The following is a 22,337-nucleotide window of genomic DNA, read 5'->3' on the forward strand; positions in this document are numbered from 1 at the left end:
GTCGCGATCGCAAAAGGAATCTTAACCACTGACTGATTACAGAGAAACAACACACTGGCTCAATAATGTTTTCATCCACATATTACCTTTGTCTTTGCTGGAGGATTCATGCCAGGAAAGATAACAAGTCAGCGTATTTTTCATCCACGGTAGCGGAATGACGGATAAATTAAGTATTCCGGCATTTGCCTGTGCCAGCCAACGTGGCACCAGTGCAACCATGTCAGTTTTAGAGACAATCTCCATGACACTGAACAGATCGGTTCCCTGATAGGAAATCAGCGAAACTAACTCGGAGTCGTCGTAATAAGGCGAACTGAATGAATAAAAGCGATCCATCATCATGACAGCATGTTTTTCTTTCAGATATTTTTCATCAGACATGTGCGGACTGATGCGGGGGTGATTTTGTGCTGCAACCAGAACCAGTTCATCATTAAATAACGCATGATTGCAAAAATCAGCGCGCTCAAATTTACGATAACTGATCACAAATTCAATATTCTGATAACGCAACTGATGCTCAATATCATCGTTCACTATGGTTTGCAGTTTAATACGGACACCCGGCGATAATTCTTCCGCGGCATTCAGCACCTGGCTGGTGAAGCGCTTATCAAGCGGGCTGCAAATAGCGACGTTAAACTGGCGCGTGCTGAGATAAGGGTCAAAACCTGCCCCTGGCAGTTCGTTCATCACCAGCTGCAAAGCCTGTCTGATCGGGCCAAAAAGCTGACGTGCACGCATCGTCGGTTGGATCCCTCGCCCGAACCGCACAAACAAGTCATCGTTAAACATCACTTTCAACCGGGCAACGGCATTACTGACCGCCGGTTGGGACATTCCCAGCATATTAGCTGCACGTGTAATATTTTGTAATTGCATCACGGCATCAAAAACCGTTAATAAATTGAGATCAACATTGCGAAGGTGAGTTTCTGCCTCAGCGGTTTTAGGTTGTATTTCTGTATCGGCGTCAGACATGATATCCCTCATAATAGACATTCGAATCCAAATAAAAATGATTATCTTCAATAATCTATTTTATAAAGCACAGCATTGAGATGACATTGGGGAACATAAATATCGGCAGAGAAAACATGGCGTATTCTCATCAATTCATTTTAAGAAAAATATGAACTTTTGTTTCCAATAATCAGAAACAGAAATACAAATTTCATTTCCCACAAAGAAACTGATGATATAAGACAGCAAAATATTTTTGGAAACAACATTCGAAAAATGAATAATAAGTTAAGCCATACTAAATCATTTCTAATTAATTGTATTAAATAGAGTATTTATCCAGGCATCCTGCGAAGGAGACACTTTTATTTGTTGTTATTTTTTGCGCCCGCGTAAAAATCTTCATCCCGGACACCCCCGAAATTCCAGTGTTTTATGCTAAGTGAGATCAAATATCATTTATCAGGTTTTCTGGAATTTCCACACAGTGAAGGTTGACATACCGCACACATTCCCGTATCACTTTAGTCACTGTTTGAACGATGTCCGTTCTGACCACCCGATTATGAGAAGCTGAAAACACATGTTCATGATGACCCGTCTCCTAGGCCTACTACTCAACGCAGAATATTTGCGCGGTAAGCCAGTGGGCGAAAATCAGAACTGATTCAACTTCCACAGACAATAAACCCGCGCCGATGCGCGGGTTTTTTTTTATCTCCCCGCAGGGCGCGAAAATAAAAGCAGACAAGGAATAACCCATGAGCGAGCAAGTCATTATTTTCGATACCACGCTGCGTGACGGTGAACAGGCGTTACAAGCCAGCCTGAGTGTTAAAGAGAAGATTCAAATTGCAATGGCGCTGGAAAGAATGGGCGTTGACGTGATGGAAGTCGGCTTCCCGGTCTCCTCTCCCGGCGATTTCGAGTCTGTACAAACTATTGCGCGCCAGATTAAAAACAGCCGTGTTTGCGGTCTGGCCCGTTGCGTAGATGGCGATATCGACGCCGCTGCTGAAGCATTACGCGTTGCAGAAGCCTTCCGCATCCATGTTTTCCTGGCCACTTCGACTCTGCACATTGAATCCAAACTGAAGCGTTCGTTTGATCAGGTGCTGGAAATGGCTACGCATTCCGTAAAACGCGCCCGTAATTATACCGACGACGTCGAATTCTCCTGCGAAGATGCCGGCCGCACACCGCTGGATAACCTGTGCCGCGTGGTAGAAGCCGCGATCAAAGCCGGTGCGACCACCATTAATATTCCTGACACCGTGGGTTACACCACGCCGGTTCAGTTCGGCGGCATCATCACCAATTTGTATGAGCGCGTTCCAAACATTGATAAAGCGATTATCTCCGTACATTGCCACGACGATCTGGGCATGGCGGTCGGTAACTCCATTGCTGCCATTCAGGCCGGTGCACGTCAGGTGGAAGGCACGCTGAACGGTATCGGCGAACGTGCTGGTAATACTGCGCTGGAAGAAGTGATCATGGCGATCCGCACCCGCAGCGACTACATGAATGTTCATACCAACATCAATCATAAAGAAATCTACCGCACCAGCCAGATTGTCAGCCAGATCACCAACATGCCGATCCCTGGCAACAAAGCGATTGTCGGCTCTAACGCCTTTGCACACTCCTCCGGCATTCATCAGGACGGCGTGCTGAAAAACCGCGAAAACTACGAAATCATGACCCCGGAATCCATCGGGCTGAATCAGGTTCAGCTGAACCTGACTTCCCGTTCCGGTCGTGCTGCCGTTAAACATCGTATGGAAGAAATGGGCTACAAAGAATCCGATTACAACCTGGATCATCTGTATGCCGCATTCCTGAAGCTGGCCGACAAAAAAGGTCAGGTTTTCGACTACGATTTAGAAGCACTGGTCTTTATTAATAAGCAGCAGGAAGAACCTGAATTCTACCGCCTGGATAACTTCAGCGTGCAGTCCGGCTCCAAAATTACCGCCACCGCGTCAGTCAATCTGGCCTGTGGCGAAGAAATCATTACCGAAGCCGCCACCGGCAACGGCCCGGTTGACGCCGTTTATCAGGCCATCAACCGCATCACCGGTTATCAGATTGAACTGGTGAAATACCAGCTGAGCGCCAAAGGTCAGGGCCGCGATGCGCTGGGCCAGGTTGACGTGGTCGTCTCCTTCAATGGCCGCCGCTTCCACGGTGTCGGGCTGGCAACAGACATTGTCGAATCCTCCGCAAAAGCGATGGTGCACGTACTCAATAACATCTGGCGCAGCAAACAAGTTGAGATCGAAAAGCAACGTTTGCAGCAGACCGGTCAGCAACACAACAACATTCAAAATAATCAGGAAACGGTGTGAACATGAGCAAGACCCATCATATTGCCGTCTTACCCGGAGACGGAATTGGCCCGGAAGTCATGGCCCAGGCTTATAAAGTTCTGGACGCCGTACGTCAGCGTTTTGGCCTGAAGATCACCACCAGCGAATACGATGTCGGTGGCGCCGCCATCGACAAACACGGCAGCCCGTTGCCGGAAGCGACCGTTGCCGGTTGCGAACAGGCGGATGCGATTTTGTTCGGCTCGGTCGGTGGCCCGAAATGGGAACATCTGCCACCTAACGATCAGCCTGAGCGTGGCGCATTATTGCCTCTGCGCAAACATTTCAAACTGTTCAGCAACCTGCGCCCTGCCCGTCTGTATCAGGGGCTGGAAGAGTTTTGCCCGCTGCGTGCTGATATCGCGGCAAAAGGTTTCGACATTTTGTGTGTCCGCGAACTGACAGGGGGCATTTACTTCGGTCAGCCTAAGGGCCGCGAAGGTCAGGGCATGCACGAGAAAGCGTTTGATACCGAGGTGTATTACCGCTTTGAGATTGAACGTATCGCCCGCATCGCCTTTGAATCAGCGCGCAAACGCCGCAGCAAAGTAACCTCCATCGATAAAGCGAACGTGTTGCAGACCTCAATTATGTGGCGCGAGGTCGTTAATGAAATCGCCAAAGATTACCCGGATGTCAGCCTGAGCCATATGTACATCGATAACGCGACCATGCAGTTGATTAAAGATCCGTCTCAGTTTGATGTGCTGCTGTGTTCCAACCTGTTCGGCGACATCCTGTCCGACGAATGCGCGATGATCACCGGTTCCATGGGCATGTTGCCCTCCGCGAGCATGAATGAGCAGGCATTTGGTCTGTTCGAACCTGCGGGCGGTTCAGCACCGGATATCGCCGGTAAAAACATTGCCAATCCGATTGCACAAATTCTGTCTGCCGCGCTGTTACTGCGTTACAGCCTGGGCGCTAATGACGCGGCCAATGCTATCGAGCAGGCGGTTAATAAAGCACTGGAAGCAGGCCACCGCACCGGTGATTTGGCTCACGGCCAGCAGGCGCTGGGTACCAGTGAAATGGGCGATATCATTGCCCGCTTTGTAAAAGAAGGGGCATAACATGGCCAAGACTCTGTACCAGAAATTGTTTGATGCGCATGTGGTTTACGAAGCGCAAAACGAAACGCCATTGTTATACATCGATCGCCACCTGGTTCACGAAGTGACCTCTCCGCAGGCGTTCGATGGCCTGCGCGCGATGGGCCGTCAGGTGCGCCAGCCGGGTAAAACCTTTGCGACCATGGACCACAACGTGTCCACGCAAACTAAAGACATCAATGCGAGCGGCGAAATGGCACGCATCCAGATGCAGGAATTAATCAAAAACTGTGCTGAATTCGGCGTGCAGCTGTATGACCTGAACCATCCGTATCAGGGTATCGTTCACGTTATCGGCCCTGAGCAGGGCATGACTTTGCCGGGCATGACGATTGTCTGCGGCGATTCCCACACCGCCACACACGGCGCGTTTGGCTCACTGGCCTTCGGTATCGGGACTTCTGAAGTTGAACACGTTCTGGCGACACAAACCCTGAAACAGGGCCGTGCCAAAACGATGAAAATTGAAGTGACCGGCGAAGCACCTGCGGGTATCACGGCGAAAGATATTGTTCTGGCCATTATCGGTAAAACCGGCAGCGCCGGCGGTACCGGTCACGTTGTGGAATTCTGTGGTAAAGCCATCGAAGCGCTGAGCATGGAAGGTCGAATGACCCTGTGCAACATGGCGATTGAAATGGGGGCGAAAGCCGGTCTGGTTGCGCCGGACGAAACCACGTTTGCCTATCTGAAAGGCCGTCAGTTTGCGCCGAAAGACCAGAACTGGGATACGGCAGTTGACTACTGGAAAACCCTGAAAACAGAAGATGGCGCGACGTTCGACAGCATTGTTACGCTGGACGCCTGCGAAATAGCACCGCAGGTGACGTGGGGCACCAATCCGGGTCAGGTGATGGCCGTGAATCAGACCATCCCGGACCCGGCCTCGTTTGCTGATCCGGTAGAACGTACATCTGCTGAAAAAGCGCTGGCGTATATGGACTTGCAGCCGGGCATTAAACTGACTGACGTAGCCATTGATAAAGTGTTCATCGGCTCCTGCACCAACTCACGCATCGAAGACTTACGCGCGGCGGCAGCGATTGCCCAAGGCCGTAAAGTAGCGAACGGCGTACAGGCCATTGTGGTACCCGGCTCCGGCCCGGTAAAAGCGCAGGCGGAAGAAGAAGGTCTGGATAAGATCTTCATCGAAGCCGGTTTCGAATGGCGTCTGCCGGGCTGTTCTATGTGTCTGGCGATGAATAATGACCGTCTGGAACCGGGCGAGCGTTGCGCGTCTACCAGCAACCGTAACTTTGAAGGCCGTCAGGGCCGTGGCGGCCGCACGCATCTGGTCAGCCCGGCAATGGCGGCGGCGGCGGCTGTCACTGGCCGTTTCGCTGATATCCGTGAACTGAACTGAGGAAAAACACCATGGCTAAATTTACCCAACACATCGGTCTGGTGGTTCCGCTGGATGCAGCTAACGTCGATACCGATGCCATCATTCCAAAACAGTTTTTGCAGAAAGTGACCCGTACCGGTTTCGGCCAGCATCTGTTTAATGACTGGCGTTTTCTGGACGATGCCGGTCAGGTGCCAAACCCTGATTTCGTGCTGAACAAACCACGCTACAAAGGCGCGAGCATTTTGCTGGCACGCGAAAACTTTGGCTGCGGTTCTTCCCGTGAACATGCGCCATGGGCACTGACTGACTACGGTTTCCATGCGGTGATCGCGCCAAGCTTTGCCGATATCTTTTACGGTAATTCGTTCAACAACCAGTTGCTGCCGATCACACTGAGCGAAGCCGAAGTGGACGAACTGTTCGAGCTGGTAAAAAACAACGAAGGCATTCAGTTCGAAGTGGATCTGGAAGCGCAGACGGTTAAAGCAGGCGATAAAAGCTATCCGTTTGTCATCGACAACTTCCGCCGTCATTGCATGATCAACGGTCTGGACAGCATTGGCCTGACGTTACAACACGAAGAAAATATCTCCGGCTACGAGAAGAACCAGCCTGTATTTATGCACTGATTTCTCTGGACATAAACGTAAAAAACCCGCGTACATCGCGGGTTTTCCTTTATCTGAACCGGTCAGACATCTTTAACTTTATACATCAGCCCGAACGCCACCACAGCCAGTACGGTCGCCGCCCAGTAAACCGGATAATGACCCAAGCTTTCCACGATAAAACCCTGCAACAAACCGGCGCAAATCACACCGGTAGAAATACTGTTAGTGAACAGCGTGGTCGCAGAACCTGCCCTTCCCGGCATCAGATCCTGAAAATACAACATACCGATACCCGCCACGATGCCGATGAAAATCGCGTTAAACAGTTGCAGGATCATCAGCGCCGCCTTGAACTGAAACGCGACCAGCCCGGCATAGAAAATCACACCGCTGGCGACGGCATACAGCATCAGCTTGCGTTTGCCGGTGCGTTTCACCAGATACCCGGCCAGCAACATCGCCGGAATTTCCAGCCCGGCAGCGGTCCCCATCAGCAACCCCGCCAGCCCTTCCGGCAGGCCTAACTCACTGGTGATGTAGAGCGGCATATCAATGACATACATGATATTGCAGGTCCACATCAACAGGGATGAAAAGAATAACAGGCGAACATCTTTGTTACGCCAGGCACTGGCGTGCACCACTTTCTCATCCACCGGCAGTTCAAGGCGCGGCACTGAAGGCAGGAAAAAGAAAATCATCAGAATGCTGCCGACAAACACCGCAGCCGCACTCAGGTACATTGGCGTAAAACCGTAATTCAGCGCCACCATAAACGACAGCGGCGGGCCAAGCACCCAGGCCAGCGAGAGCATCGCACGCATCATCGAGCTGAACATCACCACTTCACTGGCGGAGCGATCCGCATGTTCACGCGCCAGTGCAAACAACTGCGGCATTGATGCATTCCCTATTGCCGCCAGCAACACGCCAACGGTGATCAGCACCAGGTAATCGCGGCTGAAGGCAAAGACCAGACTGTTGCCGAGCGCCATCAGGCAGCAGAACATCAGTAATTTTCGCCGGTCGCCTTTGTTATCCGAGCGGTTAGCCAGCAGGAAGCTGATGGCAATCCCAGCGATAGCATTAACGGTATAAAAGAAGCCGACCCACAACGGGCGGACTTTCACTTCGTTGGTCAGAAACAAGCTGAGTGTGGGAGCCTGCAACGCCCCGGCAATACCGCACAGCAAGGACACCACCAGAAAGGTGACATAAATTGCATTAATACGAGGTTTTGACATGACGCCGTCCCTGAGAAATGAAAGCCTATAAAGCAAGACAGACAGTGTAGCGAAGTTTCAGGAAGTTCTGGGGAATGAGCAAAAAAACTGCGTAAAAAAACCAGTGAGTTTCCTCACTGGCTGGTGACATTACACCATTACTCAGAAAATCGGATTGGGTCTGGCCTGCCATGAAAGGGATTACAGGCGCTGGCGATATTCTTTTTCATCCACAGAATCGATATCCCACTGCGTCAGCCGCGCCAGAATATCCATCCGGTATTGCACCGGCACCCAGGACAACCAGTCAGCATGATTTTTCGCCGCGCCTTGTCTGATGGCTTTGAAGTAAAACTGATAAAAACGGGCAGTTAACTGGCGTTTCATGGTGTCCTCCGGTTGTTCACAACAGGCTTTCGTTGAGAAACAGTATCGGCGTAATATGAGGAAAGATAAATTGATGAAGATCGGCAACGGAGCTCCCCTTTTATGTCCTCGTCCCGTTTACAACAACAGTTCATCCGCCTGTGGCAAAGCTGTCACGGTGAAGACACCGAAACCACATTACAGGCCTTGTCACAGATCCTGAACTGTTCACGCAGACACATGCGCTCGTTGCTCAGTACCATGCAGGAACAGGGCTGGCTGCAATGGGATGCCGAAGCCGGACGCGGCAAACGTTCCACGCTGAAATTTTTGTATACCGGGCTGGCACTCCAGCAACAGCGCGCTGAAGAGCTGCTGGAACAGGACAGCATTGATCAACTGGTACAACTGGTCGGCGACAAAACGAGGGTGCGTCAGATGCTGTTGTCACAGCTAGGCCGCAGTTTCCGTCAGGGCAAACATATTCTGCGCGTGCTGTATTACCGCCCGCTGGTTAATCTGCTGCCAGGCACCATGTTGCGCCGTTCAGAAACCCACATCGCCAGACAAATTTTCAGCGGCCTGACACGCATAAATGAGGAAAATGGGGAAGTCGAAGGCGATTTAGCCCATCACTGGCAGGAAATTTCTCCGCTGCACTGGCGTTTTTATCTGCGCCCCGCCATTCATTTTCATCATGGCCGCGAACTCAGCATGGCAGATATCATCGCCACCTTTGCCCGCCTGAAATCACATCCGCTGTTTAGCAACCTGAAGTCGGTCACGACCCCCACGCCCAATGTCATAGACGTCCACCTGAACGCGCCCGATCGCTGGCTACCGTGGCTGTTCGGCAATATCCACGCGATGATCCTGCCGCAGGAATGGCAGTCATTGCCTGATTTTGCCCGACATCCGGTCGGCACCGGCCCTTACGCGGTGGTACGCAATATGAAAACTCAGCTGCGCATCCGCGCCTTTGACGATTATTTTGGTTTCCGTGCGCTTATCGACGAAGTGAATATCTGGGTTTTACCGGAACTGAGTGAGGAGCTGGTGCATTCCGGCGTGCAGCTTCAGGCCGATGAATCCGGCAAAAGCGAGCTGGAAAGTCGCCTTGAAGAAGGCTGCTATTTTCTGCTTTTTGACCAGCGTTCACCGGCCGGACAATCAGAAGAAACACGCCAGTGGTTGTGCGATTTACTCAATCCCATCGCTTTACTCAATAATGCGGAACCGGTTTACCAGCGCTACTGGTCCCCGGCGTATGGCCTGCTGCCGCGCTGGCATCATAAAGCGCCACAGCCGCGTCCGCCAAAACCGCAAAACCTGACTCAGGTCACGCTGACATTCTACGGTGAGCATTCTGAACATCAGGCCATCTGCAATGCGTTGCATCCGCTGCTGGCGGCGGAAGGTATCGAACTGATTATTCAGGTGGTGGATTACGCGGTCTGGCACCGCGGCGACGCCACCAGTGATTTATGGCTCGGCAGCGCCAATTTCACCCTGCCGCTGGATTTTTCACTGTTCGCACATTTCTACGAACTGCCACTGGCAAAGCACTGCTTCAGCGAAGAGATGATCGATGATGCCGCGCAGTGGCACGCAGGGAATTTATCGATAGCGAAGTGGAGTCAGAAACAAACGGTCAGCCATCAGATCCATCCGCTGTTCCATCACTGGCTGGTGTTGCAAGGACAACGCAGCATGCGCGGCGTGCGCATGAACACCCTCGGCTGGTTCGACTTTAAATCCGCCTGGTTTGCGCCACCGGACAGTTAATCGGACTATCGCATCGCGCCGTTAATCACTAGAATGACATCCGTTCTCAACGGGGTGCCCGATTTGTTAAAGCAGCGATGTAAACGCCGCGAGCAAGTGTTCAGCCGGTGAAGGCCAGCGCACAGAAAGCGGAGCGTACACAAAGTACGTGAGCATTTCGAGCACTGCCCGACGCCGGATCAACACCTGCGCAGCAAGTTTGGCTGAGATTTAGACTCGTCGAACCTGATCCGGTTGATACCGGCGGAGGGATTTGAGACTGCGCGATGCTCACTCAAAATCCTTTGCCCTTTCATTTTTTTGGAGCGCAAAGTTGAAAAAATTATTGTCCTGCCTGCTGTTACTTTCTGCACCTGCATTTGCGGCAAAACCTGTTCTGACGGTGTACACCTACGATTCTTTTTCTGCCGACTGGGGCCCCGGCCCGGCCATCAAAAAAGCCTTTGAGGCCCAATGCGGCTGCGAGCTGAAATACGTGGCGCTGGAAGATGGCGTGTCTTTACTCAACCGTCTGCGGATGGAAGGTAAAAACAGCCAGGCGGACGTCGTCCTCGGGCTGGATAACAACCTGTTGCAGGCGGCGGAACAAACCGGTTTATTTGCCAAAGCGCCGAAAACCGACGCCAAACTGACGGTGCCCGGCGGCTGGAATGACAGCACGTTCGTACCTTACGACTACGGCTATTTCGCCTTCGTCTATGACAAAAACAAACTCAAGAACCCGCCAAAAAGCCTTGATGAGCTGATCAACAGCGACCAGAAATGGAAAGTCATTTATGAGGATCCGCGCACCAGCACGCCGGGTCTGGGCCTGATGCTGTGGATGCAAAAAGTCTACGGCGACAAAGCCCCCGAAGCCTGGCAAAAACTGGCGAAGAAAACCGTCACCGTCACCAAAGGCTGGAGCGAGGCCTACGGTTTATTCCTCAAAGGCGAAAGCGATCTGGTGCTGAGTTACACCACCTCTCCGGCATACCATATTGTCGAAGAGAAGAAAGATAACTATGCCGCGGCTGACTTCAGCGAAGGTCATTACATGCAGGTGGAAGTGGCCGGTCAGCTGGCGAACAGCAAGCAGCCTAAACTGGCCGAAGCCTTCATGAAATTCATCACCACGGAAGATTTCCAGAAAGTGATCCCGACCGGCAACTGGATGTATCCGGTCGTGGATACGCCGCTGCCTGATGCCTTTAAACAGCTGACCGTGCCGGCCAAATCCCTGCAATACAGCGCACAGGATGTCGCCACTCACCGCAGCCAGTGGATCCAGGCATGGCAGAACGCCGTCAGCCGTTGATCCCGCGCTGGCTGTGGCCGGGGGTCATCGCGTCGCTGGCTATGTTGCTGGTGGCCGCGCTGGCCTTAGGCTCTCTGTGGCGTCATGCGCCACAGATGAGCGGCGCCTCCCTCTTGCAGGATCCGTATCTCTGGCATGTGATCCGCTTTACCTTCTGGCAGGCGCTGCTTTCAGCGCTCTGCTCAGTGCTGCCCGCTATTTTGCTGGCACGCACGTTGTTCCGTCGCCGTTTTCCCGGCCGCCAGTTGTTATTACGTTTATGCGCGATGACACTGGTGCTGCCGGTTTTGGTGGCGGTGTTTGGCATTCTCAGTGTCTATGGACGACAGGGCTGGCTGGCGCAGATTTGCGGCTGGCTGGGTATGGATTACCATTTCTCGCCCTATGGCTTACAGGGCATTTTGCTGGCGCACGTATTTTTCAATCTGCCGCTGGCGACACGCCTGTTATTGCAGGCACTGGAAAATATCGCCGTTGAGCAGCGCCAGCTCGCCGCGCAACTGGGCATGAACGTCTGGCAGCAATTTCGCTTTGTGGAATGGCCCGCGCTGCGCCGGCAGATTTTTCCCGCCGCTGCCTTAATCTTTATGCTGTGTTTCGCCAGCTTCGCCACGGTGCTTTCACTGGGCGGCGGCCCGCAGGCGACCACCATTGAACTGGCCATTTATCAGGCGCTGAGTTACGACTACGATTTAAGCCGCGCCGCGACGCTGGCGCTGATCCAGCTTTTTTGCTGTCTGGCGCTGGTGTTGCTCAGTCAGAAACTCAGTCAGGTGTTGCCGGTCGGGCAAACCCATTCTCAGCGCTGGCGTAACCCCGACGATTCGTGGCCGCGACGCATCGCTGATAGCGTGCTGATTGGCCTCGCGTTGCTGCTGATCCTGCCGCCATTACTTGCTGTGATGACCGACGGTGTAAACCGGGCAGCGGTTGGGGTTTTACAACAACCTGCGCTCTGGCAGGCATTATGGACATCAGTGCGTATCGCGCTGGGCAGCGGACTATTATGTGTGCTGCTGACCATGATGCTGCTGTGGAGCAGCCGCGAACTGCGGTTACGCAAGAGAAATAGCTGGGCGCAGACGATGGATCTGAGCGGCATGCTGATCCTCGCGATGCCGGGTATTGTGCTGGCGACCGGTTTCTTCCTGTTGCTCGGCGATACCACCGGTTTACCACAGTCGCCATGGCCGCTGGTGATCCTCACGAATGCACTGATGGCCGTCCCGTATGCATTAAAAGTGCTGGATAATCCGATGCGCGACGTGGCAGAGCGCTACACGCTGCTGTGCCTTTCGCTGGATATGCATGGCTGGCAGCGGCTGCGCCGGGTTGAACTCAGCGCCCTGAAACGCCCGATCGCGCAGGCGCTGGCTTTTGCCTGCGTGCTTTCGCTGGGGGATTTCGGTGTGATTGCCTTGTTCGGCAACGAGAATTTCCGCACCCTGCCGTTTTATCTGTATCAGCAGATCGGCTCTTACCGCAGCCAGGACGGCGCGGTGACGGCGCTGTTATTACTGCTGCTATGCTTCCTGTTATTCACCCTGATTGAGAAACTGCCGGGCCGCCATGCTGACGCTGAATAAACTGACGTATTTGTACGAACATCTGCCGATGCGCTTCGATTTACAGATCGACGCCGGTGAACGTGTGGCGATCCTCGGCCCGAGCGGCGCAGGGAAAAGTACCCTGCTGAGTCTGGTCGCCGGTTTTCTGGCTCCGGTCAGCGGGCAGATCCTGCTAAACGGCGCAGATCACAGCGCGACGCCTCCGGCAAAGCGTCCGGTGTCGATGCTGTTTCAGGAAAATAATCTGTTCTCGCATCTGACGGTGCGTCAGAACATGGGGCTGGGATTGCATCCGGGGCTGAAACTTACCGCGCAACAGAAGCAGGAACTTGAAAACATCGCGCAACAGGTCGGGCTGGCCGAATGTCTGGAGCGCCTGCCATCGCAGCTTTCCGGCGGTCAGCGTCAGCGTGTTGCTCTGGCGCGCTGCCTGTTACGCAGTCAGCCGCTTTTACTGCTCGATGAACCGTTTTCAGCACTCGATCCGGCGCTGCGCAGTGAGATGCTGGGTCTGCTGGATAAGGTGTGCGGCCAGCGTAATCTGACGTTGCTGATGGTGTCGCACAATCTGGATGACGCGGCGCGGATTGCTCCGCGAACGCTGCTGATTGTTGATGGCAGGATTTTTTACGACGGGCCGACGCAGGCACTGGCCGACGGCACTGCGCCGCAGGCCAGCGTGTTGGGGATAATGCCGGAAATCAGCGGGTGATCACTTGCCACAGCAAATGCCCATAAACCGGCATCATCGGCTGTTCACTCAACATCACCAGACTCACCACTGTCGCCACAAGACTCAGCACACAGACGATACGCAGCCGCGGTAATGGCAGCCATTTGGTCATCGCATCAGGCGACGCTTTGCCCGAACGGAACCCGCGCCACAGCAACCAGGCACTCAGCCAGATCAGCACCACGGCGGCAAACAGCATCCATTTGAAAACCGAACTGTTGTGGCTGGCCGGAATATCAATGGCCACACCTGCCAGAATGCCCGGCAGGAAATACACCGGCGGCCAGGTGATACAGCCAATAATATTCGGCGGCGCAAATTTATACGGCGGCAGATTCAGCATACCGGCAACCATCGGCACCAGCGGCCGTGTTGGCCCGATGAAACGCCCGATGATCACCGTCGCAAAACTGTGGCGATCCAGCGCATAACCGGTTTTATCCAGTAATGACTGGTAACGTTTGAGGAAGCGCCAGCGATGCAGCGGCTCCTTGAAACCGCGTCCAATGAAATACGAGGCCCAGTCGCCGAAGAAACATCCCAGCCCCGCCGCCAGCCAGGCTTCGTACAACCCCACCTGACCGCTGCCGATCAGCGTCCCGAGCGTCGCCATCATCACGGTGCCGGGCAAAATCAGCCCGACCAGCGCCAGCGACTCGAAGAAAGCCACCACGGCGACAATAATTAATGCAAAGCCCACCGACTGAGCGACCAGATGTTGTAGATAGGCTTCCATATCTTCCCAGGATTCAGTTACGCCTGCGCCAATTGCGCAGATAAATGAGACAAGTGTGAGTTTTCTGTATTCTCATTGTAGTAAATACATCAAGCGGCTGAATTGTCAGCGCATGAACTATCACAGTCAACCGGGTAATTGTATGCGTATTTGGCAGAAACCTGGGTCATAGACAAAGGCTGTATAAATAACCATACTCTGTTGTCATTCCTTATCTGTGCATCTTTACCGTTTCGAGGCGCTTATTACTTCCACCTTTGTCCGTCCCGCTTCAGCCCCTACTGACACTCCGCCGCGTCAGGGATTTGTGCTGACCCGCCACTGGCGCGACACGCCGCGCGGTACCGAGGTGGAATTGTGGCTGGCGACCGACGAAGGGCCGCAGAAAGTGCGCCTGCCTTTACAGGAGTCCGTGGCGTTTATTCCGGCCGAACAACGCGCGGCGGCAGAGCGCATTCTCGCCGATGAAAAAAATGTCAGCCTGCGGGAATTACCGCTACAGGATTTTCATTCGCGGCCGGTCCTCGGGCTGTATTGCCCGCAACACCGGCAGCTTATGCGGATGGAAAAACTGCTGAAAGAAGGCGGTGTCAGCATTTTCGAAGCCGATATCCGCCCGCCGGAACGTTTCCTGATGGAGCGCTACATTACTGCGCCGGTATGGTTCAGCGGCAAACCAGGCCCCGGTCATTTGCTGCTTGAAACAAAAATGAAGCCCGCTGAGGATTACCGCCCGCCGCTGAAACTGTGTTCGCTGGATATCGAAACCAGCGGCAACGGCGAACTGTACTGCATCGGGCTGGAAGGCTGCGGGCAGCGCCACGTTTATATGCTCGGCCCGCCAAACGGTGCGCCTGACGCTCAGTTTGATTTCAACATGGTTTACGTCGACAGCCGCCCGCAGTTGCTGGAAAAACTCAATGAGTGGCTGGAAACCTATGATCCCGACGCCATCATTGGCTGGAGCGTGGTGCAGTTTGACCTGCGGGTTTTACAGAAACACGCTGACCGCTACAAAATTCCCCTAAAATTCGGGCGCGGCGGTGGTGAACTGGAATGGCGCGAGCACGGTTTCAAACAGGGACACTTTTTTGCTGCCGCTGCGGGCCGCCTGATCATCGACGGCATTGAAGCGCTGAAATCGGCGTTCTGGAACTTCAACTCGTTCAGTCTGGAATTCGTCTCGCAAAGTTTATTAGGCGAAGGCAAAGCCAGCGACAATCCCTATCAGCGGCTGGCCGAAATCGAACAGCGTTTTCGTGAAGATAAACCGGCGCTGGCACGCTATAACCTGAAAGACTGCGAGCTGGTGACGCGTATTTTCGCCAAGACTGAACTGATGCCGTTTTTGCTGGAACGCGCCTCGGTCACCGGTCTGGCCGTGGATCGCAGCGGCGGTTCAGTGGCGGCCTTTACTCATCTTTATTTACCCCGCATGCACCGCGCCGGTTACGTCGCGCCCAATATGGGCGAATTGCAGGGCGAAATGAGCCCCGGCGGCTTTGTGATGGATTCGCGTCCCGGTTTGTATGATTCGGTGCTGGTACTCGATTATAAAAGTCTGTACCCGTCGATTATCCGCACCTTCCTGATCGACCCGGTCGGGCTGGTCGCCGGGCTGAAACAACCGGACGACGAACATTCGGTACCGGGGTATCGCAACGCCCGCTTCTCGCGGGAAAAACATTGTCTGCCGGAAATCGTCCGCCAGATCTGGATGGGTCGCGAAGAAGCCAAGAAGCAGAAAAACAAACCGCTCTCGCAGGCACTGAAAATCATCATGAACGCGTTTTACGGCGTGCTCGGCTCGAGCGGTTGCCGCTTCTTTGATCCGCGTCTCGCCTCTTCCATTACCCTGCGCGGACACGACATCATGCGCCAGACCCGCGAACTGATTGAAGCCGAAGGTTATCAGGTGATTTACGGGGATACCGATTCCACCTTTGTCTGGCTGAATAAAGCCCGTTCGCAGGAAGAGGCCGACGCGATTGGCCGCCGTCTGGTTGAACAGGTGAATGCGTGGTGGAAAGGCCATCTGCAACAGGAATACGGGCTGGAAAGCGCACTGGAACTGGAATTCGAAACGCATTATCAGCGTTTCCTGATGCCGACCATTCGCGGCTCGGAAACCGGCAGCAAAAAGCGTTATGCCGGTCTGGTGAAAGACGCCGACGGCGAGCACATCGTTTATAAAGGGCTGGAAACGGTGCGCACCGACTGGACACCGCTGGCGCAGGAGTTTCAGCAGGCGCTGTATGAGCGGGTCTTTCACCGCCAGCCGTATCAGGATTACGTGCGCGATTACGTGGCGCGCACGCTCAGCGGCGAGTTTGATGACAAACTGGTGTACCGCAAACGCCTGCGCCGTAAGCTGAGCGATTATGAGAAAAACGTCCCGCCGCATGTCCGCGCGGCGCGGCTGGCGGATGACTATAATGTGCTGCACGGTCGCGCCAAACAGTATCAGAATGGAGGCTGGATCAGCTACGTGATGACCACCTCCGGCCCCGAACCCCTGGAAAACCGTCAGTCTCCGGTCGATTACGATCACTACATTGAGCGTCAGCTTGAGCCGGTCGCCGATGGCATTTTGCCTTTCCTTCACGATGACTTTGCTACACTGATTACAGGTCAGATGGGTTTATTTTAAACAAAAGAAGGCGCAGCTCTTGTGATTCACAGGTGACGAATCGCTTACCTTCCATTACCATAGCGCCCTTTCCCATTTCTGAAACATCCTCACACAGTGAATGACTCCGCGCCTCCGGGCGGGGAAAGAAAACTATTGCCCGTGAAACATCTCGGGCTGAACAAGCATTGCGCAGTCGCCGTATACAGAGCACACAACACAGAGAGAGATTATGCCGTTTACATTGGGTCAACGCTGGATAAGCGATACGGAAAGCGAATTAGGATTAGGAACCGTGGTAGCGCTGGATGTGCGCATGGTCACCCTGCTTTTCCCCGCCACCGGTGAAAACCGTTTGTATGCCCGAAATGATTCCCCGATCACCCGCGTGATGTTCAACCCCGGTGATACCATCAGCTGTCACGAAGGCTGGCAGTTGCAGGTCGAAGAAGTGGTTGAAGATAAAGGTCTGTTGACCTATATCGGCACCCGTCTGGACACGGGAGAAACCGGCGTTGCCATGCGTGAAGTGCTGCTCGACAGCAAACTGACCTTCAGCAAACCGCAGGATCGCCTGTTCGCCGGTCAGATTGACCGCATGGACCGCTTCGCCCTGCGTTTTCGCGCCCGTAAATATCAGCGTGAACAGTTCCGTCTGGAATTCGGCGGGCTGCGCGGTATGCGCGCCAGTCTGATCCCGCATCAGTTGCACATCGCTTACGAAGTCGGTCAGCGTCATGCGCCGCGCGTTTTACTGGCCGATGAAGTGGGTCTGGGCAAAACCATCGAAGCGGGCATGATTATTCATCAGCAACTGTTGTCCGGCCGTGCTGAACGCATACTGATCGTGGTGCCGGAAACCTTGCAACACCAGTGGCTGGTAGAAATGCTGCGCCGCTTCAATCTGCGCTTCTCTTTGTTTGACGACGACCGCTACGCTGAATCCATCCACGAAGCAACAAACCCGTTTGAAACTGAACAACTGGTGATCTGTTCCCTTGATTTCGTGCGCCGCAATAAATCCCGTCTTGAGCAGTTATCCGATGCTGCCTGGGACATGCTGGTGGTCGACGAAGCCCACCATCTGGTGTGGAGCGAAGACGCGCCGAGCCGCGAATATCAGGTTATCGAACAGCTTTCCCAGCAAATCCCGAGCGTTCTGCTGCTGACCGCTACGCCGGAACAACTGGGACAGGAAAGCCACTTTGCGCGTCTGCGCCTGCTGGATCCGGACCGTTTCCACGATTACGAAGAATTCATCGAAGAACAACAGCAATATCAGCCGGTGGCTGATGCCGTGACACTGTTGCTCAATAAAGAGCCGCTGACGCCGGAAGCCCTGGCGCTGCTGGGTGAAAGTGTCGGCAATGCCGATACCGATGCCCTGCTGACCGCCGCCAATAAAGGCGACGAAGCCGCCGCGAAACAGCTGGTTTCCATGCTGATGGACCGTCACGGCACCAGCCGCGTGCTGTTCCGTAATACCCGTAATGGCGTGAAAGGTTTCCCGGAACGTCATCTGCATGCCGTGAAACTTCCGCTGCCGACGCAGTATCAGACCGCGATTAAAGTCTCCGGTATTATGGGCGCGAAGAAAACCGCCGAAGCGCGTGCGCACGACATGCTGTATCCGGAACAGATTTATCAGGAATTCGAAGGCGAGAACGCCACCTGGTGGAACTTTGATCCACGCGTCGAATGGCTGCTCGGTTATCTGACCGCCAACCGCGACGAAAAAGTCCTGGTGATCTGCGCTAAAGCCGCCACTGCATTGCAACTGGAACAGGTTCTGCGTGAGCGTGAAGCGATACGCGCTGCGGTGTTCCACGAAGGTTTGTCGATCATCGAACGTGACCGCGCCGCCGCTTACTTTGCTTCCCAGGAAGAAGGCGCACAGGTTCTGCTGTGTTCTGAAATCGGCTCCGAAGGCCGTAACTTCCAGTTCGCCAGCAAAATGGTGATGTTCGACTTGCCGTTCAACCCGGATCTGCTGGAACAGCGTATCGGGCGTCTGGATCGTATCGGTCAGCAAAACAATATCGACATCATGGTGCCTTACCTCGAGCAGACCGCGCAGTCGGTGCTGGTTCGCTGGTTCCATGAGGGTCTGGACGCGTTCGAACATACCTGTCCGACCGGCCGCACCATTTACGACAGCGCGTACGATCAGTTGATTGCGTTCCTGGCGACACCTGCCGCGCAGGAAGGTCTGGACGCGTTCATTCTCGAATGTCGCGCCGAACATGACGCGCTGAAAGAGAAGCTGGAAAATGGCCGCGACCGCCTGCTGGAGATGCATTCCAACGGCGGCGAACGTGCACAGCAACTGGCGAAGGAGATCGGTGAGCAGGATAATGATGTCAATCTGGTGAACTTTGCGCTGAATCTGTTTGATATCGTCGGTATTAATCAGGAAGATCGCAGCGATAACCTGATCGTCCTGACGCCGTCTGATCACATGCTGGTGCCGGATTTCCCTGGCTTGCCGGAAGACGGTTGTACCGTGACATTCGATCGTGAACAGGCGCTCTCGCGTGAAGATGCGCAGTTCATCAGTTGGGAACATCCGATCGTGCGTAACGGTCTGGATCTGATCCTTTCCGGCGATACCGGCAGTTGTGCGGTATCGATCCTGAAAAACAAAGCGCTGCCGGTAGGAACTCTGCTGGCGGAACTGGTTTACGTGGTGGAATGTCAGGCGCCGAAACATCTGCAACTGACCCGCTTCCTGCCACCGACACCGGTGCGTATGCTGATGGATCGCAAAGGCACCAATCTGGCGGCTCAGGTAGAATTCGAAAGCTTTAACCGTCAGCTGAACGCCATCAACCGCCATAACTCCAGCAAGCTGGTGAATGCGGTACAGCAGGATGTTCACGCCATGCTGCAACAGGCTGAAGCGGAAATTGCGGAACAGGCGCGTGCCCTGATTGAGGCCGCGAAAGTGGAGGCTGACGAGCAACTGACCCAAGAGCTGGATCGCCTGAAAGCGCTGAAAGAAGTGAACCCGAACATTCGTGATGACGAACTGGAATCGGTAGACTCGAACCGTAAGCAGGTGCTGGCGAATCTGAACGATGCCAGCTGGCGTCTGGATGCGATCCGCCTTGTGGTGGTCAGCCATCAGTAAGCCCGACGGGATGCAGCCGGTTTGCATCCCTTCTTTATTTCACCCCGAATGCAGACTTAAACCGCTATGAGCGAACATCAACCGACTCTCCCTGAACCGTCGAAAACCCGGCCGCTGGAGAATTATAATCCGCCGACCGATCCCTGGTTACAGGTGATTTTTCAGGATGAACATATCATGGTGGTCAATAAGCCAAGCGGTCTGCTTTCCGTACCGGGCAAGCTGGCTGAGCATCAGGACAGCCTGATGACGCGTATTCAGCAAGAATTTCCTGAGGCTGAGTCCGTACATCGTCTGGATATGTCAACCAGCGGTGTGATCGTGGTAGCACTGACCAAAGACGCCGAACGTGAACTTAAACGCCAGTTCCGCGAACGCGAAACCAAGAAAGTGTATATCGCGCGGGTCTGGGGACGGGTTGAGGAAGACTACGGCATTATCGATTTGCCGCTGATTTGCGATTATCCCAACCGGCCGAAACAGAAAGTCTGTCACGAGACCGGCAAGAAAGCACTGACGCAGTATGAAGTGATGTCATGGGATGATGACGGCACAACGCGGGTGAAACTGCGGCCGATCACCGGACGTTCGCATCAGTTGCGCGTGCATCTTCTGGCGCTCGGACACCCGATTCTGGGCGATAAATTCTATGCCCACCCGCAGGCGCTGGCAGCGGCAGACCGTCTGCAACTGCATGCGCAGGAGTTATCGTTTTATCATCCGATCACAGACGCCCCGTTGGTGTTTAATTGTGAGCCGGACTTTTAATCCTTTCGGCTCCTGTCGGTAAAAAAAATAAATATCCTCCGGCATAGCCGGAGGTTTTTCATATGCGCCTGTAAGGCTCTGTTACCAGCCGCGCCCTAACAGGCGCATAGCAATCTGACATTTGCATCCAAATTCGTTACTTACCGCCCGTAAACGGGCTCCCTGGATACGGGATTGATAACTGTTCCCCTAGTTTATCCTGCTCCAGTTGGTGCTTTATGTATTCCTGGATCTTCGATGTATTTTTACCCACTGTATCTACATAATACCCTCGGCACCAAAACTCCCTGTTCCTGTATTTGAATTTAAGATCACCAAATTGTTCATATAGCATCAGACTACTTTTGCCCTTCAGATACCCCATGAAGCTCGATACACTCATCTTCGGCGGGATTTCCACAAGCATATGGATGTGTTCTGCACAGCATTCTGCTTCCAGAATGTGCACATTTTTCCATTCACACAGTTTTCTTAAAATACTCCCTACTGCACGGCGTTTCTCGCCGTAGAAGACCTGCCTTCGGTATTTAGGCGCGAAAACTATGTGATATTTACAGTTCCATCGGGTGTGCGCTAAGCTCTTTTCGTCCCCCATTGGGACCCCCTTTTGATTTCTTGTTTGACCAATGCAGTTGCCAGACCGCAAGGTGTTTTAACAAATCAAAAGGGGTTTTTATATCCGGCTCAAAGCTGGAAGCTTTACGGAACCCCCAGCCTAGCTGGGGGTTTTCTATAGACAACAAAAAAGGCGCTGAATTCAGCGCCTTTTGCATTACGTGGGTATCAAAGCAACGAGAATTATTTAAAGCCTTTCTCACGTTTGATCAGATCATACGCGGCCTGAATCGCCTGCGCTTTTTCCTTCGCCATTTCCATCATTTCCGGCGGCAAACCTTTCGCCACCAGTTTGTCAGGATGATGCTCGCCCATCAGTTTGCGGTACGCACGTTTAATCGTTGTCGCATCGTCTGTCGCATTCACACCCAGCACTTTACAGGCATCTGCCAGCGTCGGGCCTTGCTGCGTCTGGTGATAACCGCCGCCATAGGAACCGCCCCCCTGCTGATGACCACCAAACTGCTGGCCACCTTCCATCATGCGCAGGAACTGATCGAACTGCATGCGTGAAATTCCGAGCTCTTCGGCAATCACATACAACACTTCGCGTTCATTGGGATGCAATGAACCGTCGGCGTACGCCGCCTGGATCTGAATTTCCAGAAAAGTCCGTATCAGGTCAAAACGACCAAAACACGCACTGCGCAGTTCACGCATTTTCTCACGCAAGGGATAGTCAGCTTCTTTCCCGTCGCGAAAGGCGCGCTGTGCGGCTTCGCGCTGCTCGCCGTGCAACTGCATACGTTCCATGTAAAGACTGGCGATCTGAATATCCGCCTCGGTAACTCTGCCTTTTGATTTAGTCAGATTTCCCATCACCTCAAACGTGGTGCGGAAAAAGATGGTTTGACGTGTCTGCTGATCGGCAAAATACCCTTTGCGTTTCGCTGAACGCGCGGTATCAAACATATGCCCTATCAGCAGCCCTGCTACTATTCCCCAGAAGCCTAAACCGGACCATAAGCCCAGGATAAGTCCGAGCAGTTTTCCCCAATACTGCATATACTCCTCAATTCGCCATGCCGTCGCTTAAAAATTGCTTTATCATAACCGGCATTTATCGTTGTGCCTAACG

17 protein-coding genes are annotated in these 22,337 nt (G+C 53.6%); 11 read left to right on the forward strand and 6 right to left on the reverse strand.

Annotated features, from left to right (window positions below; genetic code table 11):
* Positions 1 to 36: 36 nt before the first annotated feature.
* On the reverse strand, positions 37 to 984 hold the full coding sequence (gene leuO / locus RAHAQ2_RS18490; RefSeq protein WP_015698679.1) for a transcriptional regulator LeuO: 948 nt from the start codon (positions 982 to 984) through the stop codon (positions 37 to 39).
* A 743-nt stretch (positions 985 to 1,727) separates the two neighbouring features.
* Between leuO and leuA the strand changes: the two genes are divergently transcribed.
* Genes leuA through leuD form a run of 4 tightly spaced genes read left to right on the forward strand, consistent with a single transcriptional unit; the run spans position 1,728 to position 6,427 of the window.
* The gene (gene leuA, locus RAHAQ2_RS18495) at positions 1,728 to 3,317 is read left to right on the forward strand and encodes a 2-isopropylmalate synthase (protein WP_015698680.1); all 1,590 of its coding nucleotides are present in this window, start codon (positions 1,728 to 1,730) and stop codon (positions 3,315 to 3,317) included.
* A 2-nt stretch (positions 3,318 to 3,319) separates the two neighbouring features.
* Entirely contained in the window at positions 3,320 to 4,411 is a 1,092-nt protein-coding gene (gene leuB / locus RAHAQ2_RS18500) for a 3-isopropylmalate dehydrogenase (RefSeq protein WP_015698681.1), read from the forward strand.
* 1 nt (position 4,412) lies between these two features.
* A complete protein-coding gene (gene leuC, locus RAHAQ2_RS18505) occupies positions 4,413 to 5,813 on the forward strand; it encodes a 3-isopropylmalate dehydratase large subunit (RefSeq protein ID WP_015698682.1) in 1,401 nt (466 codons plus the stop codon).
* 11 nt (positions 5,814 to 5,824) lie between these two features.
* A complete protein-coding gene (leuD, locus tag RAHAQ2_RS18510) occupies positions 5,825 to 6,427 on the forward strand; it encodes a 3-isopropylmalate dehydratase small subunit (RefSeq protein ID WP_015698683.1) in 603 nt (200 codons plus the stop codon).
* A 62-nt stretch (positions 6,428 to 6,489) separates the two neighbouring features.
* Here leuD and RAHAQ2_RS18515 read toward each other — a convergent pair whose 3' ends face one another.
* Entirely contained in the window at positions 6,490 to 7,653 is a 1,164-nt protein-coding gene (locus tag RAHAQ2_RS18515) for an MFS transporter (protein WP_015698684.1), read from the reverse strand.
* Positions 7,654 to 7,833: 180 nt separating this feature from the next.
* The gene (sgrT, locus tag RAHAQ2_RS18520) at positions 7,834 to 8,019 is read right to left on the reverse strand and encodes a glucose uptake inhibitor SgrT (RefSeq protein WP_015698685.1); all 186 of its coding nucleotides are present in this window, start codon (positions 8,017 to 8,019) and stop codon (positions 7,834 to 7,836) included.
* A gap of 102 nt (positions 8,020 to 8,121) precedes the next feature.
* Here sgrT and sgrR point away from each other — a divergent pair, with 102 nt between their 5' ends.
* The 4 genes from sgrR (at position 8,122) to thiQ (ending at position 13,360) form a co-directional block, all read left to right on the forward strand.
* A complete protein-coding gene (gene sgrR, locus RAHAQ2_RS18525; RefSeq protein ID WP_015698686.1) occupies positions 8,122 to 9,783 on the forward strand; it encodes an HTH-type transcriptional regulator SgrR in 1,662 nt (553 codons plus the stop codon).
* Between the two features lie 313 nt (positions 9,784 to 10,096).
* Positions 10,097 to 11,080 carry a thiamine ABC transporter substrate binding subunit gene (gene thiB, locus RAHAQ2_RS18530; RefSeq protein ID WP_015698687.1) on the forward strand — a complete coding sequence of 328 codons (984 nt, stop codon included), beginning with the start codon at positions 10,097 to 10,099 and terminating at the stop codon, positions 11,078 to 11,080.
* Entirely contained in the window at positions 11,056 to 12,666 is a 1,611-nt protein-coding gene (gene thiP / locus RAHAQ2_RS18535; protein WP_015698688.1) for a thiamine/thiamine pyrophosphate ABC transporter permease ThiP, read from the forward strand. The genes thiB and thiP overlap by 25 nt, the downstream gene beginning before the upstream one ends.
* A complete protein-coding gene (gene thiQ / locus RAHAQ2_RS18540) occupies positions 12,650 to 13,360 on the forward strand; it encodes a thiamine ABC transporter ATP-binding protein ThiQ (RefSeq protein WP_015698689.1) in 711 nt (236 codons plus the stop codon). Before thiP ends, thiQ begins: the two co-directional genes overlap by 17 nt.
* On the opposite strand, the gene RAHAQ2_RS18545 is transcribed toward thiQ, so the two are convergent.
* Positions 13,350 to 14,117, reverse strand: coding sequence for a DedA family protein (locus RAHAQ2_RS18545; RefSeq protein WP_015698690.1), 768 nt, complete (start codon positions 14,115 to 14,117; stop codon positions 13,350 to 13,352). The genes thiQ and RAHAQ2_RS18545 overlap by 11 nt on opposite strands.
* A 244-nt stretch (positions 14,118 to 14,361) precedes the next feature.
* Between RAHAQ2_RS18545 and RAHAQ2_RS18550 the strand changes: the two genes are divergently transcribed.
* The 3 genes from RAHAQ2_RS18550 (at position 14,362) to rluA (ending at position 20,644) form a co-directional block, all read left to right on the forward strand.
* On the forward strand, positions 14,362 to 16,767 hold the full coding sequence (locus tag RAHAQ2_RS18550; RefSeq protein WP_274378175.1) for a DNA polymerase II: 2,406 nt from the start codon (positions 14,362 to 14,364) through the stop codon (positions 16,765 to 16,767).
* 211 nt (positions 16,768 to 16,978) lie between these two features.
* Positions 16,979 to 19,876 (forward strand): RNA polymerase-associated protein RapA, encoded by a 2,898-nt coding sequence (gene rapA / locus RAHAQ2_RS18555; RefSeq protein WP_015698692.1) that lies wholly within the window; start codon positions 16,979 to 16,981, stop codon positions 19,874 to 19,876.
* 66 nt (positions 19,877 to 19,942) lie between these two features.
* On the forward strand, positions 19,943 to 20,644 hold the full coding sequence (gene rluA / locus RAHAQ2_RS18560) for a bifunctional tRNA pseudouridine(32) synthase/23S rRNA pseudouridine(746) synthase RluA (RefSeq protein WP_015698693.1): 702 nt from the start codon (positions 19,943 to 19,945) through the stop codon (positions 20,642 to 20,644).
* A 136-nt stretch (positions 20,645 to 20,780) separates the two neighbouring features.
* Here the strand turns inward: rluA and tnpA are convergent, their stop codons facing one another.
* Both tnpA and djlA read right to left on the reverse strand, forming a co-directional pair.
* Positions 20,781 to 21,239, reverse strand: coding sequence for an IS200/IS605 family transposase (gene tnpA / locus RAHAQ2_RS18565; protein WP_015698694.1), 459 nt, complete (start codon positions 21,237 to 21,239; stop codon positions 20,781 to 20,783).
* 203 nt (positions 21,240 to 21,442) lie between these two features.
* Positions 21,443 to 22,264: a co-chaperone DjlA gene (gene djlA, locus RAHAQ2_RS18570; protein WP_015698695.1), complete on the reverse strand. Its 822-nt coding sequence runs from the start codon at positions 22,262 to 22,264 to the stop codon at positions 21,443 to 21,445.
* Positions 22,265 to 22,337: the final 73 nt, after the last annotated feature.

Origin of the sequence: Rahnella aquatilis CIP 78.65 = ATCC 33071 (genome assembly GCF_000241955.1) — a bacterium.
In the GTDB taxonomy this organism is placed as follows: Bacteria; Pseudomonadota; Gammaproteobacteria; order Enterobacterales; family Enterobacteriaceae; genus Rahnella; species Rahnella aquatilis.

Excerpts from the sequence above, each read along its gene's own strand:
- sgrR (WP_015698686.1), top strand. The coding sequence starts at position 8,122 with ATGTCCTCGTCCCGTTTACAACAACAGTTCATCCGCCTGTGGCAAAGC.
- rapA (WP_015698692.1), top strand. The coding sequence starts at position 16,979 with ATGCCGTTTACATTGGGTCAACGCTGGATAAGCGATACGGAAAGCGAA.
- thiQ (WP_015698689.1), top strand. The coding sequence starts at position 12,650 with ATGCTGACGCTGAATAAACTGACGTATTTGTACGAACATCTGCCGATG.
- leuO (WP_015698679.1), bottom strand. The coding sequence starts at position 984 with ATGTCTGACGCCGATACAGAAATACAACCTAAAACCGCTGAGGCAGAA.
- sgrT (WP_015698685.1), bottom strand. The coding sequence starts at position 8,019 with ATGAAACGCCAGTTAACTGCCCGTTTTTATCAGTTTTACTTCAAAGCC.
- RAHAQ2_RS18545 (WP_015698690.1), bottom strand. The coding sequence starts at position 14,117 with ATGGAAGCCTATCTACAACATCTGGTCGCTCAGTCGGTGGGCTTTGCA.
- leuC (WP_015698682.1), top strand. The coding sequence starts at position 4,413 with ATGGCCAAGACTCTGTACCAGAAATTGTTTGATGCGCATGTGGTTTAC.
- RAHAQ2_RS18515 (WP_015698684.1), bottom strand. The coding sequence starts at position 7,653 with ATGTCAAAACCTCGTATTAATGCAATTTATGTCACCTTTCTGGTGGTG.
- thiP (WP_015698688.1), top strand. The coding sequence starts at position 11,056 with ATGGCAGAACGCCGTCAGCCGTTGATCCCGCGCTGGCTGTGGCCGGGG.
- leuD (WP_015698683.1), top strand. The coding sequence starts at position 5,825 with ATGGCTAAATTTACCCAACACATCGGTCTGGTGGTTCCGCTGGATGCA.
- djlA (WP_015698695.1), bottom strand. The coding sequence starts at position 22,264 with ATGCAGTATTGGGGAAAACTGCTCGGACTTATCCTGGGCTTATGGTCC.
- leuB (WP_015698681.1), top strand. The coding sequence starts at position 3,320 with ATGAGCAAGACCCATCATATTGCCGTCTTACCCGGAGACGGAATTGGC.
- rluA (WP_015698693.1), top strand. The coding sequence starts at position 19,943 with ATGAGCGAACATCAACCGACTCTCCCTGAACCGTCGAAAACCCGGCCG.
- leuA (WP_015698680.1), top strand. The coding sequence starts at position 1,728 with ATGAGCGAGCAAGTCATTATTTTCGATACCACGCTGCGTGACGGTGAA.
- tnpA (WP_015698694.1), bottom strand. The coding sequence starts at position 21,239 with ATGGGGGACGAAAAGAGCTTAGCGCACACCCGATGGAACTGTAAATAT.